Annotated in this window: 13 protein-coding genes; 3 read left to right on the plus strand and 10 right to left on the minus strand. The window is 46.0% G+C overall.

Annotation, left to right across the window (positions count from 1 at the left end):
* Positions 1-434 precede the first annotated feature (434 nt).
* Together QTO06_RS20390 and znuA are read right to left on the minus strand one after the other, a co-directional pair.
* Positions 435-3812, minus strand: a complete 3378-nt coding sequence (locus QTO06_RS20390) for an AraC family transcriptional regulator (RefSeq protein ID WP_331409618.1) — start codon at positions 3810-3812, stop codon at positions 435-437.
* 212 nt (positions 3813-4024) lie between these two features.
* Positions 4025-4906: a zinc ABC transporter substrate-binding protein ZnuA gene (gene znuA / locus QTO06_RS20395; RefSeq protein WP_038892099.1), complete on the minus strand. Its 882-nt coding sequence runs from the start codon at positions 4904-4906 to the stop codon at positions 4025-4027.
* Positions 4907-4984: 78 nt separating this feature from the next.
* Between znuA and znuC the strand changes: the two genes are divergently transcribed.
* Entirely contained in the window at positions 4985-5773 is a 789-nt protein-coding gene (znuC, locus tag QTO06_RS20400) for a zinc ABC transporter ATP-binding protein ZnuC (RefSeq protein ID WP_038892101.1), read from the plus strand.
* Positions 5766-6551, plus strand: a complete 786-nt coding sequence (gene znuB, locus QTO06_RS20405; RefSeq protein ID WP_331409556.1) for a zinc ABC transporter permease subunit ZnuB — start codon at positions 5766-5768, stop codon at positions 6549-6551. The genes znuC and znuB overlap by 8 nt, the downstream gene beginning before the upstream one ends.
* 70 nt (positions 6552-6621) lie before the next feature.
* Here znuB and sucD read toward each other — a convergent pair whose 3' ends face one another.
* The 8 genes from sucD to sdhC all read right to left on the minus strand — a co-directional run bounded on the left by sucD (position 6622) and on the right by sdhC (position 16244).
* Positions 6622-7494, minus strand: coding sequence for a succinate--CoA ligase subunit alpha (gene sucD, locus QTO06_RS20410; protein ID WP_005436989.1), 873 nt, complete (start codon positions 7492-7494; stop codon positions 6622-6624).
* Complete coding sequence (sucC, locus tag QTO06_RS20415; protein WP_005426700.1) at positions 7494-8660, minus strand: ADP-forming succinate--CoA ligase subunit beta; 1167 nt, start codon at positions 8658-8660, stop codon at positions 7494-7496. The genes sucD and sucC overlap by 1 nt, the downstream gene beginning before the upstream one ends.
* Positions 8661-8865: 205 nt before the next feature.
* On the minus strand, positions 8866-10074 hold the full coding sequence (odhB, locus tag QTO06_RS20420) for a 2-oxoglutarate dehydrogenase complex dihydrolipoyllysine-residue succinyltransferase (RefSeq protein ID WP_331409558.1): 1209 nt from the start codon (positions 10072-10074) through the stop codon (positions 8866-8868).
* A 28-nt stretch (positions 10075-10102) separates the two neighbouring features.
* Positions 10103-12928, minus strand: coding sequence for a 2-oxoglutarate dehydrogenase E1 component (gene sucA, locus QTO06_RS20425; RefSeq protein WP_331409560.1), 2826 nt, complete (start codon positions 12926-12928; stop codon positions 10103-10105).
* Positions 12929-13020: 92 nt separating this feature from the next.
* Positions 13021-13731 carry a succinate dehydrogenase iron-sulfur subunit gene (locus tag QTO06_RS20430; protein WP_331409620.1) on the minus strand — a complete coding sequence of 237 codons (711 nt, stop codon included), beginning with the start codon at positions 13729-13731 and terminating at the stop codon, positions 13021-13023.
* A gap of 15 nt (positions 13732-13746) precedes the next feature.
* Positions 13747-15513, minus strand: coding sequence for a succinate dehydrogenase flavoprotein subunit (gene sdhA / locus QTO06_RS20435; protein WP_005426690.1), 1767 nt, complete (start codon positions 15511-15513; stop codon positions 13747-13749).
* Complete coding sequence (sdhD, locus tag QTO06_RS20440; RefSeq protein ID WP_005426689.1) at positions 15514-15858, minus strand: succinate dehydrogenase, hydrophobic membrane anchor protein; 345 nt, start codon at positions 15856-15858, stop codon at positions 15514-15516. It abuts the gene before it with no gap.
* Positions 15852-16244 (minus strand): succinate dehydrogenase cytochrome b556 subunit, encoded by a 393-nt coding sequence (sdhC, locus tag QTO06_RS20445; protein ID WP_005426687.1) that lies wholly within the window; start codon positions 16242-16244, stop codon positions 15852-15854. Before sdhC ends, sdhD begins: the two co-directional genes overlap by 7 nt.
* A gap of 395 nt (positions 16245-16639) precedes the next feature.
* Here sdhC and QTO06_RS20450 point away from each other — a divergent pair, with 395 nt between their 5' ends.
* Positions 16640-17929 carry a citrate synthase gene (locus tag QTO06_RS20450; RefSeq protein WP_005426685.1) on the plus strand — a complete coding sequence of 430 codons (1290 nt, stop codon included), beginning with the start codon at positions 16640-16642 and terminating at the stop codon, positions 17927-17929.
* The last annotated feature ends 102 nt before the right edge of the window (positions 17930-18031 follow it).

The raw sequence follows: 18031 nt of genomic DNA on the forward strand, positions 1-18031 counted from the left end.
AGTAAGGTCTCGTATAGTTAACCCATCGAGAGACAACAGCCTCTCAAAAGAATTCCAGAGGTGGCATGGCAACATGTCACTCCGGCAGCAAGCGAAGGTGTCATTGACACCCGTGGTATAGTCCCCCCGGCTATACCACGATATTTTTTTCTTCTCTTTCTTTATTCGCTTCTCAATTAGCTCCCTATAATTTCTCAACCTTCTTCCCAAACAAAGCCCAATTATCTCTATTATCTGTCACCATCTTTCATAACCGTTTTACTGCACATGTTCTGTATTAGATGGTTTGTGCGCCTTATCCCTTATCCCTTATCCAGATTGGAGAACATGCCCTTCTCTCCAATATCTATATGAAGTTCAGCACGACACCGCTCGTCTCACAGGCATAAAAAAGCCCAGCACTAAGGCTGGGCTAGCTAATGTCAAATTAAGAGCTAAAGGCTCGTCTGGCTATCTTGAGTCATGGCAAACTTAGAAGGAGGTAAGCCAAAGTGCAACTTAAACTTCTGACTAAAGTACGATGGGTCGTTAAAACCACAGTTAAATGCGACCTCACTGATTTTCTCTCCTGCAAGCAGCTGTTCACAGGCTGTTTCTAATCGTACTTCTGTCACGTAGTCTTTTAGTGTTCTTGACGAAGCCGATTTAAAGCGCCGTTGTAGGCTTCGCTCAGACATATAAAGCATCTTCGCTGCAGACGCCGTACCAAACTCCGGGTCGTGATAATGCTCAGCAACCAGTTGGTACACTTTCATCAACCACTCTTGCTCTGGTGAGGCAGTTTGCTGCTGTGGTTCAACTTCCGTAAACTCGGGCAATACTTCTTCAACATGGCTCGGTTCTTGAGCACATGGCCAAGTAATCTCTATTTTATTTTGAGCATCAGAAGCAAACATAGATAAATGCCCTCCACTTGCGGCAACGAGCTGAGGTAAGTTATCCATACTCAAATCTACATTACTGGCATTGGTTGGGCGCATTACTGCCGCTTTACTTGGTAATTGCGTTCCGTAGTCAATAAAACTCAATGAGACGATGTCATTAGCCTCGTCCAATACCAATTTAACCGACTGTCCTCGGAAAGAGCGTTTGATGATATTGGCGAAAATACTGTTGAATATGACATCAAGGTTAAAGCTTTCTAATGAAATACGGCTTGCTTTGTGATTGTCTTGCAGCTCAACACTGATACCGGCTTTAGAAAAGTCCTCACGCCAAACATCAACAACAGACTGCGTTATCTGACTCAGGTTATAGTTTTGACTTCCGTTACTTGTGTCTCCCGGAGAGCTCTTTAGCTCGTTTAACTGCCAGTACGTTTTCGATAGATGATCTTGAGTCACTGAATCTAAATCAACGGGTAACTTATGCGCGATCGAGTCAACGCTCGACTTAATTGACTGTGCAACATGGTCCACCAGCAAGTTTCTCACTTGAATCTGCTTTCTTAGTTGCTGGTTACTGGTCAATAAAACTCGACTTTGATGGCGAAGCTGGTTGGTTTTTAGCGTCACTTGCGCGGCCAAATCACGGTTCGCTTGCAACACATACCGTGAGCGCCAATACATCAAAAGAGCGACAATGGCGATGGTGACCAAAGTAAATCCTGTGATCGCCAGTTTGGACAAATACCAAGGTTTTAATACCGTGAATTTTGATTCCAAACCAATTAGGCCAGACGCGAGCTGCGAGTCATTACTCACCTGCAAGTGATAGTCACCTGAGTTAAGGTGTTCTAGTGTTAATTGACCGCCTTCCAGCGACTGCCACTGGTCGCTCTCGTTCAAGCGATAATAGAGGTTTTGGTTATCTGGTTTCGGCATGACCCCAAAAAGAAAGCTCAACGATGAACCATAAGGCAGCTTCATCTCTTCTAAGTCGGCACTACCCACTTGCACCACTTCATTTTCCAGCATGACTTGGCTAACAATAAGCTTAGATTCTGGCGTGTTAGAAACCAGCAATTTAGACGAGTCAGCTTTAACTAACCCATACTGAGAGCCAAAGATAAGTTGGCGATCACTATCTTCAGCACGACGGATAACGTTACAAATGCCTGGTAAGAATTCATTATTGATAAGGCCCGATGAAGAAGAGTAATGCTTCATGAGCTGTCCAGATAAATGGTAGTAACTTAAGCCAACAGAAGAAGCAAGCCACACCCCTTCCGACTCACTAAGCAAACAAGCTGGGCGAGAGTTTGCGACACTCATCTCCATCACTTGTTTTTCATTGCTGCCCGGAACGGTTCTGAAAACGCCATAGGCGGAAGCAAACCACTGCGAGCCATCATTTGCGGTAATAATATCGAGTGATTCACCGTACTTTTCTGAAAAATGGTTAAAGCGAATTCGCTCTCCGTCATACTCGTAAACGCCGTGGTCAGTCCCTATCAGCAGCAACTCTTCCTTGTCGTACAGACGCGTAATCTTCGCGGGTAAGAACTTACTCACTAACCATTCGCTGCCAAAATTTCTCATAGTCTGGTTAACAGCATCAATATTAAATAGCTGATAACCACTGGATATCCAAAGGCGATTGGGGCCATCAGCGGTAATATGGTCGATTGTCTTGCCTGCGATAACTTGGAGGTAAGGGAATGTCATCTGCTGTAAGTTTTTCAGGCTATATATTTCCAAACCCGTGGACGTGGCAACCCAGAGCCTCTCTCCCTGAAAAGCAAATTCGTTAATTTGTGACGACACATTCAACACATCGGTAACGCTGCCATTATTCGAGCGATACAACTTATGATCGTCCGCAAACCAAAGTGCACCATCGGGTCCGGTAAGCGTCTGCCGAATACGACCAGAGAGCATTTGTTGGTCATAACTGCTGAACGTGATTCGCTCAAACTTTTTACTAAACAGAGAGTAATAGCGAATGCCTTGGTTGGTGGCAATCCACATTCCCCCCATATTATCGTTCAGCAACGAGTAAATTTTGGTACTGGCGAGCTCTAGTTCCAGAAAACTTGCTGGTGTCACTTGGGTTACTTCGCCAGTTAAGAAGGAATACAAATAAAGACCTTGCTCTGTCCCTACCCAGTATTCTTGATTGGTTTCAGCAAAGGTTAAGACATGAGAAGCGCCAATTCGAATAACAGGCTTGCCTGGCTCATAGATATTAAATATCAACGCACCTTTTAAAGTGCCGACTAAGATTTCACGACGAGTATGGGAGTAATACACTTTCTCAATGTAATTTTTGCCCGATGAGACAACATGATTAAACTTGCTGCCCTCTGATAGGTATACGCCTGAAGTCGTCGCCAACGCCCACTTGGTTTCGACAAAGATAGCGTCGTTAATATAGACGTAACTGTTGTTGCTATGCTGATAGAGCTGTAATAGAGAAAAGGAGTTCAGTTCGCTGGTTTCAACATTATAGGTATAGAACTGCGCACCATCACTGACCCAAATATAGTTTCCGGATGAGCCAATCTTCCGGATCTGAGAGCCTGGGTTGAGGCTAAAGACTAAACGGCGCTCTTGGTTCGGATAAGTTTGATACACCTCGTTTTCAATAAATGTCCAAAATGAACCTTTGTGGTAAGCCAACTGCTCTACTTTGTTTCTGAGGAAGCTACCGGATTTTGGCAGTGTGGTTTGGCCGTCATAGAACAGAACACGACCATGAACATCATGGATCCAGAGCCCACCTTGTTCACCGGGGAACAATTTTTTCGCTGCAATGAAAGTGCCCTTAACCTGATTCGGCAAAGGGTAAAAGATCGCATTCGCTTCACTTGAAGCAATTGCTTGAAATGAGAGGATAAAAGCCCCAAAAAATAGGGCTATTTGGCGCAGCAAGATAAAATCCTTACATGTATCAATACGTGCGGTCTCATCATTCACTCATGCTTTCCGTAGCTGAGTGTCTATATGGTTATTTCGAGCCGCTAATTATTGATAATGATATCTCAAATCCTTTGATAGGAAAGGCTCACTGCACCTAAGGTTTGCAATTCTTACTGCTAGATCACGTTAAAAACAGATCTGATGCAAGAAGCACAACACAATTGCTACTTTTCGCTCAAACACTGACTAAAGCTATTCGACATACCTTGAAGAAATTCAAAGTAACTGCCTGACTTTACGTCAATCTCGCTACCTAACGGATCAAGAATACCCGTTTTTACGTCACTACCGCGCATCACACTCTCAATCACTGCGGGTGTAAATTGAGGCTCTGAGAACACACAGGCTACATCACCAGTGCCAAGTGTTTTACGAATATGAATCAACGTTTTCGCACCAGGTTTTCGATCAGGAGAAACGGTAAAGTGACCCATTTGATTTAGGTCGTAGCGCTCTTCAAAATAACCGTAGGCATCGTGGAATACAAAGTAACCTTTGTCTTTCACTGGTGTAAGTTGCTGTTTGATTTCTGCGTCTGTCGCTTTCAACTGAACTTCGAACTTGTTTAAGTTTTCCGCATAAGTTGCAGCGTGTTCAGGGTCAATTTCCGCCAACTTGTGAGCAATAGCATTCGCAACTTGTTGAACAGTTTCAATACCTAACCAAAAGTGAGGATCGTGAGTGCCATGGTTGTGACCGTCATGGTCATGAGCATGTTCGCTACCAAACTCGCGCAATGACAAATCCGGAATTTGGCTAATCGTTAGCGTATTACCTTTGTCGGTCACGACTTTCTCTAGAAACGGCTCAAGATCATGACCGTACCAAATGACAAGATCCGCCGCTGCAACTTTCTTTACATCGGATGGACGCAAAGCATAGTCATGAGGCGAAGCGTTGTTTTGAAGCAGCACGTCTGGTTTTGTTACACCTTCCGTTAGCTCGGTTGCGATCATTTGAATCGGTTTAATACTGGTTAACACAGTGACTGCGTGAGCAGGTAAGGTTAACATTGCTGTAGCAGCAAGAATTATAGCTCTTTTCATAGTTTTACTTGGGGTATGGCGTGGAAAGTGAGATAATGTTACATTATAACATTATTATTTTGCAAATGAGTTTCATTCATGTCTTCACTAGTCCGTCTTGAGCAACTGTGCGTCGAGTTTGACGAACGTAGAGTTCTCGACAATGTCACTATGGAATTAGAAAAGGGCAAGATCACTACCCTAATTGGTCCCAATGGAGCGGGAAAATCGACGTTAGTTAAAGTCATTCTAGGTCTCCAGAAACCGACCAGCGGTAAATTAACCAAACAGCGTAAGCTGAAAATTGGTTATGTCCCTCAGAAACTGAAGCTCAACGACTCTCTTCCGCTGAACGTGATTCGCTTTTTAAACCTCGCAGGCAAGTATAGCAAGCAAGAGTGCCTTGATGCGTTGCGCCTTGTCGGTGCTGAGCACCTGATCGCAAGTAACATGCACCGTCTATCTGGTGGCGAAAATCAACGTGTACTTCTAGCACGAGCGCTCCTTCAACGCCCAGAACTTCTCGTTTTGGATGAACCCGCTCAAGGTGTCGATGTTCAAGGTCAAATCGACTTATATGACCTGATTGAAAGCATCCGCCATCGCTTTGATTGTGGTGTGTTTATGGTTTCACACGACCTGCATTTAGTCATGGCTAAGACCGATGATGTGATTTGTTTGCATCACCACGTGTGCTGTTCAGGTTCGCCGGCCACTATTACTCAGCATCCTTCTTACATTGCTCTGTTTGGCAATGCTACCCGTGAGTCTTTAGCGTTTTACCACCATGACCACGAACACCATCATCACGATTTAGCGGGCTCACCAGTCACTGGCGACGCTACCTCTTGTTCAAACCATGCTCACGGACATCACCATCATGATTGAGTTTTTACTGCCTTCAATATTGGCCGGCATTGGTATCGCGATTATCGCTGGTCCACTTGGCTCATTCGTAGTGTGGCGCAAAATGGCTTACTTTGGTGACACACTCGCGCACGCGTCTTTAATGGGGCTGGCGCTTGGCTTCTTGCTCAACATAAACCTTTACCTTGCATTGTTGGTTTGCTGCTTAGCACTTGCTGTACTACTGGTTACTTTGCAAAAACAACAGCTTGTCGCTACCGACACGCTGCTAGGTATTCTGGCACACAGCGCCTTATCGATTGGCTTGGTGTCGGTCAGTTTCCTAGAGAACGTTCGCGTGGATTTGATGAGCTACCTATTTGGTGATTTGCTTGCGGTTTCACCACAGGATTTAATATTCATCTACGCTGGAGTGATCGGTGTCAGTGCTTGTCTGTATGCATTCTGGCGCCCGCTTTTATCAAGCACTGTAAGTGAAGAGCTTGCGGCCGTAGAGGGTGTGAATACCGATTTAGTGCGTTTAGTGCTAATGCTCATGGTCGGTGTCGTTATCGCTGTAGGGATGAAGTTTGTGGGCGCGCTGATCATGACTTCTCTATTGATTATCCCAGCCGCAACTGCACGTAAAGTGTCGTCTTCACCAGAGCAGATGGCTTTGTTTGCATCGATCATTGGCTCTATCGCGGTGCTGATGGGCCTAAGCCTATCTTGGCACTTCGATACGCCAGCAGGTCCTTCTGTTGTCATTAGTGCAACATTCCTGTTTATGCTTAGCCAATTGATTAGACGTAAACCCTAATGCACTGATAGAAAAAGAAAAGCCTGCGAAATCGCAGGCTTTTTTGATGCTTTTGTAATGGTTTGGTTGATTACCAACCTGTCACTTCACGTAGACCTTTGCCAATCTCTGCTAGAGATTTCACAGTCTTAACGCCAGCCGCTTCTAGTGCTGCGAATTTGTCTTCTGCAGTACCTTTACCACCTGAGATGATTGCACCTGCGTGACCCATACGCTTACCAGGAGGAGCAGTAACACCCGCGATGTAAGAAACCACTGGCTTCGTTACGTTTTCTTTGATGTAAGCTGCTGCTTCTTCTTCCGCAGTACCACCGATCTCACCAATCATTACGATTGCTTCTGTTTCAGGGTCTTCTTGGAAAAGCTTCAGGATGTCGATGAAGTTTGAACCTGGGATTGGGTCACCACCGATACCAACACACGTTGACTGGCCAAAGCCTTCATCAGTAGTTTGCTTAACCGCTTCGTACGTTAGAGTACCTGAACGAGACACGATGCCCACTTTACCTTTCTTGTGGATGTGACCAGGCATGATACCGATCTTACACTCATCAGGCGTGATAACACCTGGACAGTTAGGACCGATCATGCGAACACCAGTTTCTTCTAGCTTCACTTTAACGTCGATCATATCTGTTGTTGGGATGCCTTCAGTGATCGTTACGATAAGCTCGATGCCTGCGTCGATCGCTTCTAGGATTGCATCTTTACAGAATGGTGCTGGAACGTAGATAACTGTTGCTGTTGCGCCAGTCACTTCTACTGCTTCACGTACAGTGTTGAATACAGGAAGACCAAGGTGAGTTTGACCACCTTTACCTGGAGATACACCACCAACCATTTGTGTACCGTAAGCAATTGCCTGCTCTGAGTGGAAAGTACCTTGACCACCAGTGAAGCCCTGACAGATTACTTTAGTGTCTTTGTTAATTAGTACAGACATTATTTAGCCTCCGCAGCAGCAACAACTTTCTGAGCAGCATCTGTTAGCGACTCAGCAGCAATGATATCAACATCAGAATTAGCAAGAACTTCGCGACCTAAATCAGCGTTAGTACCTTCTAGACGAACAACAACAGGTACCGTTACACCAACTTCTTTCACCGCACCGATGATGCCTTCAGCGATCATGTCACAACGAACGATACCGCCGAAGATGTTTACTAGAACAGCTTTTACGTTGTCATCAGATAAGATGATCTTGAATGCTTCTGCTACACGCTCTTTTGTTGCGCCGCCACCTACGTCTAGGAAGTTAGCTGGCTTGCCACCGTGTAGATTTACAATGTCCATTGTACCCATCGCTAGGCCCGCACCGTTAACCATACAGCCAACGTTGCCGTCTAGTGCTACGTAGTTCAGTTCCCACTGAGCTGCGTGTGCTTCACGCTCGTCTTCTTGTGAAGGATCGTGCATTTCACGAAGCTTAGGCTGACGGTATAGCGCGTTTGAGTCGATGTTGATCTTACCGTCAAGACATAGCAGGTTGCCTTCACCAGTAATAACCAACGGGTTGATCTCTAGTAGCGCTAGGTCGTACTGAGAGAACATAGTGCCAAGACCCATAAAGATCTTAACGAATTGTTTGATTTGGTCACCTTCAAGACCAAGTTTGAATGCTAGCTCGCGACCTTGGTAAGCCTGAGGGCCTACTAGTGGATCGATTGCTGCTTTGTGGATTAACTCCGGCGTTTCTTCCGCAACTTTTTCGATTTCCACACCACCTTCAGTAGAAGCCATGAAAACGATCTTACGAGTCGCGCGGTCTACAACCGCACCAAGGTAAAGTTCGTTAGCGATGTTAGACGCTTCTTCTACAAGGATTTTAGTAACAGGCTGACCATTTGCGTCTGTTTGGTAAGTAACCAAGTTCTTACCTAGCCATTTTTGTGCGAATTCTTTTACGCCGTCTTTTGTATCGTGTAGCTCAACACCGCCCGCTTTACCGCGGCCACCAGCGTGAACCTGACATTTTACAACTTTCTTTTCAGTAGTGATGCGACCTGCTGCTTCGAAAGCTTCTTGTGGCGTATCACATGCGTAGCCTTCCGGTACAGGCAAACCGAATTCTGCAAACAGCTGTTTGGCTTGGTATTCGTGCAAATTCATTTTGATATTCCGTTTGTTTATCCCTTAAGGGATTTATTATTTCCATAACGCCGCATCGATGCGGTACGTCTGTAGGGTCTTCTCAAATCAACTGCTTATAAGTTTATATCGGGGGCAGTTCAAATGAAGGCCAGACGCTGAGCCAGTCTAGCCTCGGATGCTGTAGACGTCGAGCTATCAGAGACAACTCGACGTTTTAGCGATATTAAACGTCTAATAGCAGACGCGCTGGATCTTCTAGTAGCTCTTTAATGGTTACTAAGAAACCCACTGACTCACGGCCATCGATCAAACGGTGGTCGTAAGATAGTGCTAGGTACATCATTGGCAAGATTTCTACTTTGCCGTCAACCGCCATTGGACGCTCTTGGATTTTGTGCATGCCCAAGATTGCCGATTGTGGTGGGTTGATGATTGGCGTAGACATCAATGAACCAAATACACCACCATTAGTGATTGTGAAGTTACCGCCCATCAACTCATCAACCGTTAGCTTGCCGTCACGGCCTTTGATTGCTAGCTCTTTGATGCCTTTTTCGATGTCAGCAAAACCTAGTGTGTCGCAGTCTTTTAGAACTGGCGTCACTAGACCACGTGGCGTAGAAACCGCCATGCTGATGTCGAAGTAGTTGTGGTAAACGATGTCATCACCATCGATAGATGCATTCACTTCTGGGTAACGTTTTAGTGCTTCAGTTACTGCTTTCACGTAGAAAGACATGAAGCCAAGACGAGTACCGTGACGCTCTTCGAACTGGTCTTTGTATTGCTTACGAAGGTCCATGATTGGCTTCATGTTCACTTCGTTAAACGTGGTTAGCATTGCCGTGTTGTTCTTCGCTTCTAGAAGACGGTTTGCTACTGTCTTACGCAGACGCGTCATTGGTACACGCTTTTGGCTACGAGCCGCTGCAGGCGCTTCAACGACTGCTGGAGCTTCTGCTTTCGGTGCCGCTTTTGCGTTTGCAAGATGTGCTTCAATGTCTTCGCGAGTAATACGACCGCCAACACCAGAGCCTTTCACTTGGCTAGCTTCAAGACCGTGTTCAGCAAGAAGACGACGAACAGCTGGGCTTAGCGCATCGTTGCTTTCTTCTGTTAGCGTTGCTTTATGACGCTTATCAGGAGACGCTTCTTTGTCTTCTGTTGAATCTGTTGTTGGTTCGCCTGCTACTGCGCCTGGCTTAAGCTTCGCGATCAACTGCTTAGAAAGTACTGTTGCACCTTCTTCTTCAATAATGGCTTCTAAAACGCCCGCTTCCGGAGCCGGTACTTCAAGCACAACTTTATCGGTTTCGATATCAACCAGAACTTCATCACGCTCGACTACGTCGCCTGGTTGTTTGTGCCATGTCGCTACGGTTGCGTCAGCAACTGATTCAGGTAAATCTGGAACCAGAATTTCAATTGTCATATCTGTTTCTTCCTTTAACTTCTAGTTCTTAATTCGAAGTTTTTGAGTTCACGTTCAGAGCGTCTTCAACCAACGCTTTTTGTTGTTTCAAGTGCACCGACATGTAGCCTACTGCTGGCGAAGCAGAAGCTGGGCGACCTGCGTATTTAAGATCTGCGCCTGCTGGAATAGCAGCACGGAAGTTGTGTTGGCTACAGTACCAAGCACCCTGGTTTTGAGGCTCTTCCTGACACCACACGAAATCTTCAACATTCGTGTATTGCGCGATAGCGGCTTGAACTTCATCCATTGGGAATGGGTAAAGCTGCTCGATACGCACAATAGCAACATCATCTTGTTCGTTATTGCGACGCTGTTCTAGAAGGTCGAAATAAACCTTACCTGAACAGAACACAACACGTTTCACTTTGCTTGGATCCAAATTATCGATCTCTGGAATCGCTGGTTGGAATGTGCCTTCAGAAAGCTCTTCCAATGACGATGTACAAAGTGGATGACGCAGTAGCGACTTAGGTGACATAACAATCAGTGGACGACGCATAGGACGCACCACCTGACGACGGATCATGTGGTAAACCTGTGCTGGTGTAGATGGCACTACAACCTGCATGTTTTGTTCAGCACATAATTGTAGGTAACGCTCTAAACGCGCAGATGAGTGCTCAGGGCCCTGACCTTCGTAACCGTGTGGCAACAACATAGTTAGACCACATAGACGAGCCCACTTTTGCTCACCTGACGAGATAAACTGGTCAATCACCACTTGTGCACCGTTCGCGAAGTCACCGAACTGTGCTTCCCAAATGGTCAAACCGCTTGGCTCTGCTGTCGCGTAACCATATTCAAACGCCAATACCGCTTCTTCTGACAACACTGAGTCAAAGACTTGGAATGGACCTTGTTTGTCATGAATATTCGCCAACGGAATGTAGGTGCTTGCGTCGTTCTGGTTATGCAGAACTGAGTGACGGTGGAAGAAAGTACCACGTCCAGAGTCCTGACCAGAGATACGAATACGCTTGCCATCGTCAACTAAGGTAGCGTACGCAAGTGTCTCTGCCATACCCCAATCTAATGGCTTCTCACCACTGATCATTGCAGCACGATCGTTGTAAAGCTTGTTTACACGGCTTTGTAGCTTATGGCTATCCGGGTATTGAATTAGGCGTTGACCAAGCTCTTTCAAGCGGGTTGAATCAAATTTGTTGTCCCATTCAACATCCCAGTCGTGACCTAGATACGGAGACCAGTCAACAGAGTGAAGAGCCATTGGACGCCACTCTTTCACCACAACTTCACCTTTATCAAGCGCGTCGCGGTACTCATTCACAAGCTGAGTTGCAACTTCAATGTCTGATTCATTTTTATCGATCAATACATCAGCGTATAGCTTACGTGGTGTTGGGTGCTTTTTGATTTTCTGGTACATCAACGGTTGAGTCGCATTCGGCTCATCCGCTTCGTTGTGACCATGACGACGGTAACAAACCAAATCAATCACAACATCACGCTTAAACTCGTTGCGGTAATCCAGAGCAATACGAGTGACAAAAGCAACTGCTTCTGGGTCGTCAGCGTTAACGTGGAAAATCGGAGCCTGTACCATCTTCGCAATATCAGTACAGTACATCGTCGAGCGAGTATCACGAGGGTTCGAAGTCGTGAAACCAACTTGGTTGTTCACAACAATACGAACTGTACCGCCAACGCAGAAACCACGTGCAAGAGACATGTTGAACGTCTCTGCTACCACACCCTGACCTGCGATTGCAGAGTCACCGTGGATAGTGATAGGTAGTACGCGGCTTCCATCAAAGTCACCTAAGCGATCTTGACGAGCACGAACTGAACCAATAACTACTGGGTTTACAATCTCAAGGTGAGATGGGTTAAATGCTAGCGCTAAGTGGACATCGCCACCTGGCGTTGCAAAGTCTGCAGAGAAACCTTGGTGGTACTTAACGTCACCCGTACCCCATGTTTCGTCATGTTTACCTGCAAACTCGTCAAACAAATCTTGTGGCTTCTTACCTAGAACGTTGACTAGCATGTTCAAACGTCCACGGTGGGCCATACCGATAACCACTTCACGCATGCCGCTCTTACCAGCATGACGAATCAGCTCTTTTGTCATCGGAATTAGTGCATCACCACCTTCTAGAGAGAAACGTTTAGCGCCTGGGAACTTAGCACCCAAGTAACGCTCAAGACCTTCAGCAGCAGTTAGCTCCTCAAGGAATGTACGTTTTTCAGTTTTATCGAAAGATGGCTGACCAACCACAGACTCTAAACGTTGCTGAATCCAACGCTTCTGTTCTGTGTCTGTCATGTGCATGTATTCAGCACCAATAGAACCACAGTACGTTTTCTTCAGAGCTGAGTAGATGTCTTTCAACTGCATGGTTTCTTGCCCAATAGCAAAAGAACCTACGTTGAAAGTTTCTTCGAAGTCATCTTCGGTGAGATTGTGGAATGCAGGGTCTAGCTCCGCCACAGGTGGACGTTGCCATAGACCTAGAGGATCAAGCTCAGCAGCTTCATGACCGCGGAAGCGGTATGCGTTGATAAGCTGTAGAACTTTTACTTGCTTAGCGTCGACATCTGGATCACTAACTTGGACACTGTAATGCTTTGTTTCTTGAGCGAGTCGTCGGAAGTAGTCACGGACACGCGAATGCGGCTGTTCTGCCACTTCTTCTGAGTTTTTAGGTAACTCATCAAATACGCGTTTCCACTCCTCACTTACCAGATCGGGATCACTTAGATACAGTTCGTAGAGGTCCTCTACATACGTTGCATTGGCGCCAGCCAAGTGTGAAGACTCGAGCCATGCCTTCATCACGCCGTTGTGCATATTTTCCCTTAACCAGTAGTTTTCACGTTTGCTTCGGTCTGCGCCGAGCTATTAAGAGCCGACCCATTTGGGTCGGCAATTTTTGTTGTTAATTAAATCGAACGATTGACCAGCATCGACTTGATGTGACCGATGGCTTTCGTAGGATTTAGCCCCTTAGGACAAACACTTACACAATTCATGATGCCATGGCAACGAAAAACGCTAAATGCATCATCAAGATCGGACAAACGTTCATCAGTTGCTGTATCTCGGCTATCAATTAGCCAACGGTAAGCCGCTAAGAGACCAGCAGGGCCAATAAATTTATCTGGGTTCCACCAGAATGATGGACAAGAAGTTGTACAACATGCACACATAATACATTCATACAATCCATCTAAATGCGCACGTTCATCTGGCGATTGTAAGTTCTCTCGCGATGGTGGTAGAGCACCGTCATCAATCAAGAAAGGCTTAACTTTCGCATAGTTATCGTAGAACTGTGTCATGTCAACGATAAGATCACGTACTACTGGTAGGCCAGGTAACGGTCGGATGACAATCTTGTCACCTTGAAGCGCAGATAGCGGAGTAATACACGCTAGACCGTTTTTACCATTCATATTCAGACCATCAGATCCACATACCCCTTCACGACATGAACGACGGAATGCAATGCTCGGATCTTGCTCTTTCAGCAGAATCAGCGCATCCAGAACCATCATGTCTGAGCCTTCTTCCACCTCAAGGGTGTAATCCTTCATGTAAGGTTTTGTGTCTACATCCGGGTTGTAACGGTATAAAGAGAAGTTCAATTTCATAGTCATTTCCTCCTCTTAGTATGTACGTACTTTCGGTGGGAAAGCGTCACGATGAACTGGCGTCATGTTTACATCACGCTTCGTCATCGCTTCTGTTTCCGGGTTGTAGATAGAGTGGCATAGCCAGTTTTCATCATCACGCTCTGGGAAGTCGAAACGAGCATGTGCACCACGGCTTTCTGTACGGTAGTTCGCCGCTACAGCTGTAGAGAATGCAGTTTCCATCAAGTTGTCTAGCTCTAGACACTCGATACGTTGCGTGTTGAATTCAGAAGACTTATCAGCAAGGTGTGCGTTTTGCAGACGCTCGCGGATCACTTTCAGCTCTTCTAGACCTGTTGCCATTGCATCACCTTCACGGAATACCGAGAAGCTGTTTTGCATGCAAGATTGCAGATCTTTACGGATTTGAACTGGATCTTCACCGCCAGTGCTGTTTTCCCAACGCATAGTACGCGCTAGAGACGCTTCAATGTCAGATTCAGTTGCTGGGCGAGCTTCAGCTTGTGCAGCCAATGTTTCACCAAGGTGTAGGCCTGTCGCACGACCAAATACCACAAGGTCGAGCAGTGAGTTACCACCCAGACGGTTTGCACCGTGTACTGATACCGAAGCGATTTCACCACATGCGTATAGACCTTGAACTTCAACGTCATTGCCGTCAGCAGTCTGCTTGATTGCTTGACCTGAAACTTGTGTTGGAACACCGCCCATCATGTAGTGACAGGTTGGGATTACTGGAATTGGCTCTTTCACTGGATCCACATGCGCAAATGTACGTGAAAGCTCACAGATACCTGGTAGGCGAGATTCAAGAACGTCTTTACCTAGGTGATCCAGTTTCAGCTTGATGTGCGGACCCCAAGGGCCGTCACAACCACGACCTTCACGGATTTCAATCATCATTGAACGCGCTACTACGTCACGGCCAGCAAGGTCTTTCGCGTTTGGTGCGTAACGTTCCATGAAGCGCTCGCCGTCTTTATTTAGAAGGTAACCACCTTCACCACGACAACCTTCAGTAACAAGAACACCTGCGCCAGCGATACCCGTTGGGTGGAACTGCCACATTTCCATGTCTTGCATTGGAACGCCAGCACGAAGCGCCATACCAACACCGTCACCAGTATTGATGTGAGCGTTCGTTGTAGAAGCGTAAATACGACCCGCGCCACCTGTTGCTAGGATAGTTGCTTTCGATTTGAAGTAACAAATCTCGCCCGTTTCCATACAGATAGCAGTACAACCCATGATCGCGCCATCTTGGTTTTTCACCAAGTCTAGTGCGTACCACTCAGAGAAGATGGTTGTTTTGTGTTTAACGTTTTGTTGGTAAAGCGTATGAAGAAGAGCGTGACCAGTACGGTCTGCCGCAGCAGCAGTACGAGCCGCTTGCTCACCACCAAATTCTTTCGATTGGCCACCAAACGGACGTTGGTAGATAGAACCGTTATCGAAACGAGAGAATGGTAGACCCATTTTTTCTAGCTCGATAACCGACTCAGGGCCATTCTTACACATGTACTCGATAGCATTCTGGTCACCAATGTAATCAGAACCTTTTACTGTGTCGTACATGTGCCACTGCCAATCGTCCTTGTGCGAGTTACCAAGCGCAACCGTGATACCGCCTTGCGCAGATACAGTATGAGAACGAGTTGGGAAAACTTTTGACAACAAAGCACAAGATAGGCCTTGCTCCGAAATTTGCAGTGCAGCGCGCATACCTGCACCACCAGCGCCGATTACTACGGCATCAAACTCACGAACTGGAATAGACACTTACGCACCCCACAGAATAAATAGACCAGAGAAGACATAGCCGAATAGCACGGCAATAACACCAAGTTGCAGTGCGCCACGAAGTTTCGCGCACTTAATGTAATCAGTTAATACTTGCCACAAACCGATCCACGCGTGAATCAGAATCGAAACAAGTGCCAACATGGTGAAGACTTTAGTGAATGTACCACCAAAGAATTGGGTCCAAGATGCGTAAGAGATATCTGAGAAAGCGCAGAAGCTCACCAGATAAATCGTGTATAGAGTCATAATGATCGCTGACGCACGAATCAGTAAGAAATCGTGGACACCGTTACGACCAAATGAAGAAACGTGTTTTACCATACCAAGATCCCCGCCAATAGTGATAACACTGCAGTAGCACCAAACGCGACTTTAGCGCTCATTGCGCCTGACTCGAGTTCTTCAAAGTGGCCTAGGTCCATCAACAAGTGACGAACACCACCAGCAATGTGGTAGGCAAGTGCAGTTAGAATTCCCCACAGAATGAATTTCACGAAGAAGCTATCGACGATGTCAGCGGCTTCCATAAAACCCATCGGGGATGACAGAGAAATGGACAGTAACCAAAGTAATATACCCACCGCAACAAACGTAATCACACCCGACACACGGTGTAGGATGGACGCGATTGCTGTGATGGGAAAGCGGATGGTCTGTAAATCTAAATTAACAGGTCTTGACTTTCTTTCTTTCACGGGCTTGCTCACTCAGCTCCATTGAGCATTTATTGTTATAACCAATTTCAGCTTCCAAACGTACAAAAGTTAACATTTGATTAACAAATACTCGCAATAAGCTCGGAGATAATTGTAAACACTTTGTTAACAAACGGAGTCCGTAAACAAACCTCACTTTTGTTTCCAGCCCCGAATTTATAAGGATTTAACTAAAATTTTCTGTGCCAATATACGGCCAGCAACATTCTAATACAATTGATGTAACAAATTATGCTACATAGAACAGATTTTTAACGATTTTCATGAGAAAAATCATAACAAGTGCACACAAAACTGGAGAAAAATTGACTTTAAGCTTTAACAACAGTACAAAAATGGCACATAAACATCCTGGACGGATTAAATAATAAACAAAGGAGATTGTTATGGCGGATAAGAAAGCTACCCTTCATGTTGAAGGTCATGCGCCGATCGAACTGCCAATTATGGACGGTACGCTAGGTACACCTGTGATTGATGTTCGTAAACTGGGAGCCAATGGTTACTTTACTTTTGACCCAGGTTTTCTTGCCACTGCATCTTGTGAATCATCAATTACGTACATCGATGGCGGCAAAGGTATTCTTTTGCACCGCGGTTACCCGATTGATCAATTAGCCAATAACGCAGATTACTTGGAAGTATGTTACATCCTGCTTTATGGCGAAGCCCCTACCCGTGAGCAATACGAGCAATTTAAAACAACTGTTACTCGCCATACTATGGTGCACGAGCAGATCGCAAGCTTCTTCCATGGCTTCCGTCGCGACGCTCACCCAATGGCAGTAATGTGTGGCGTAGTTGGTGCACTTGCGGCCTTCTACCACGATTCACTAGATATCAACAACGACGAGCACCGTGAAATTGCGGCTTATCGTCTACTGTCTAAAATGCCAACGCTGGCAGCGATGTGTTACAAGTACTCAATCGGCCAGCCGTTTATTTACCCTCGTAACGACCTAAACTACGCGGAAAACTTCTTGCACATGATGTATGCAAACCCATGTGAAGAATACGAAGTAAACCCTGTTGTTGCGCGTGCGATGGATAAAATCTTCACACTTCACGCAGACCACGAACAAAACGCTTCAACGTCGACAGTTCGTCTATCTGGTTCTTCTGGCGCGAACCCATTCGCGTGTATTGCCGCAGGTATTGCTTCTCTATGGGGTCCTGCACACGGTGGTGCAAACGAAGCGTGTCTGAAGATGCTTGAAGAGATCGGCAGCGTAGACAACATTCCTGAGTATGTTGAGCGTGCAAAAGACAAAGATGACCCATTCCGTCTGATGGGCTTCGGTCACCGCGTTTACAAGAACTACGATCCACGTGCGACAGTAATGCGTGAAACATGTCACGAAGTTCTTAAAGAGCTGAACATCCAAGATCCACTACTAGACGTAGCAATGGAACTTGAGCGCATTGCTCTTTCTGACGAATACTTCGTGTCTAAGAAGCTTTACCCGAACGTAGACTTCTACTCAGGCATCATCCTAAAAGCGATCGGTATTCCTGTATCGATGTTTACGGTAATCTTCGCGATTTCTCGTACTATCGGTTGGATCGCTCACTGGAACGAAATGCACAGCGATCCACTAAACCGAATCGGTCGTCCTCGTCAGCTATACACTGGTGAAACTCAACGTGAGTTTTCTCCATTGCACGAGCGTGAGTAACGGTTAGAATCGAGAATCGAGAATCGAGAATCGAGAATCGAGAATCGAGAATCGAGAATCGAGAATCGAGAATCGAGAATCGAGAATCGAGAATCGAGAATC

It is taken from the genome of Vibrio sp. M260121, from assembly GCF_036533715.1.
Classification (GTDB): domain Bacteria; phylum Pseudomonadota; class Gammaproteobacteria; order Enterobacterales; family Vibrionaceae; genus Vibrio.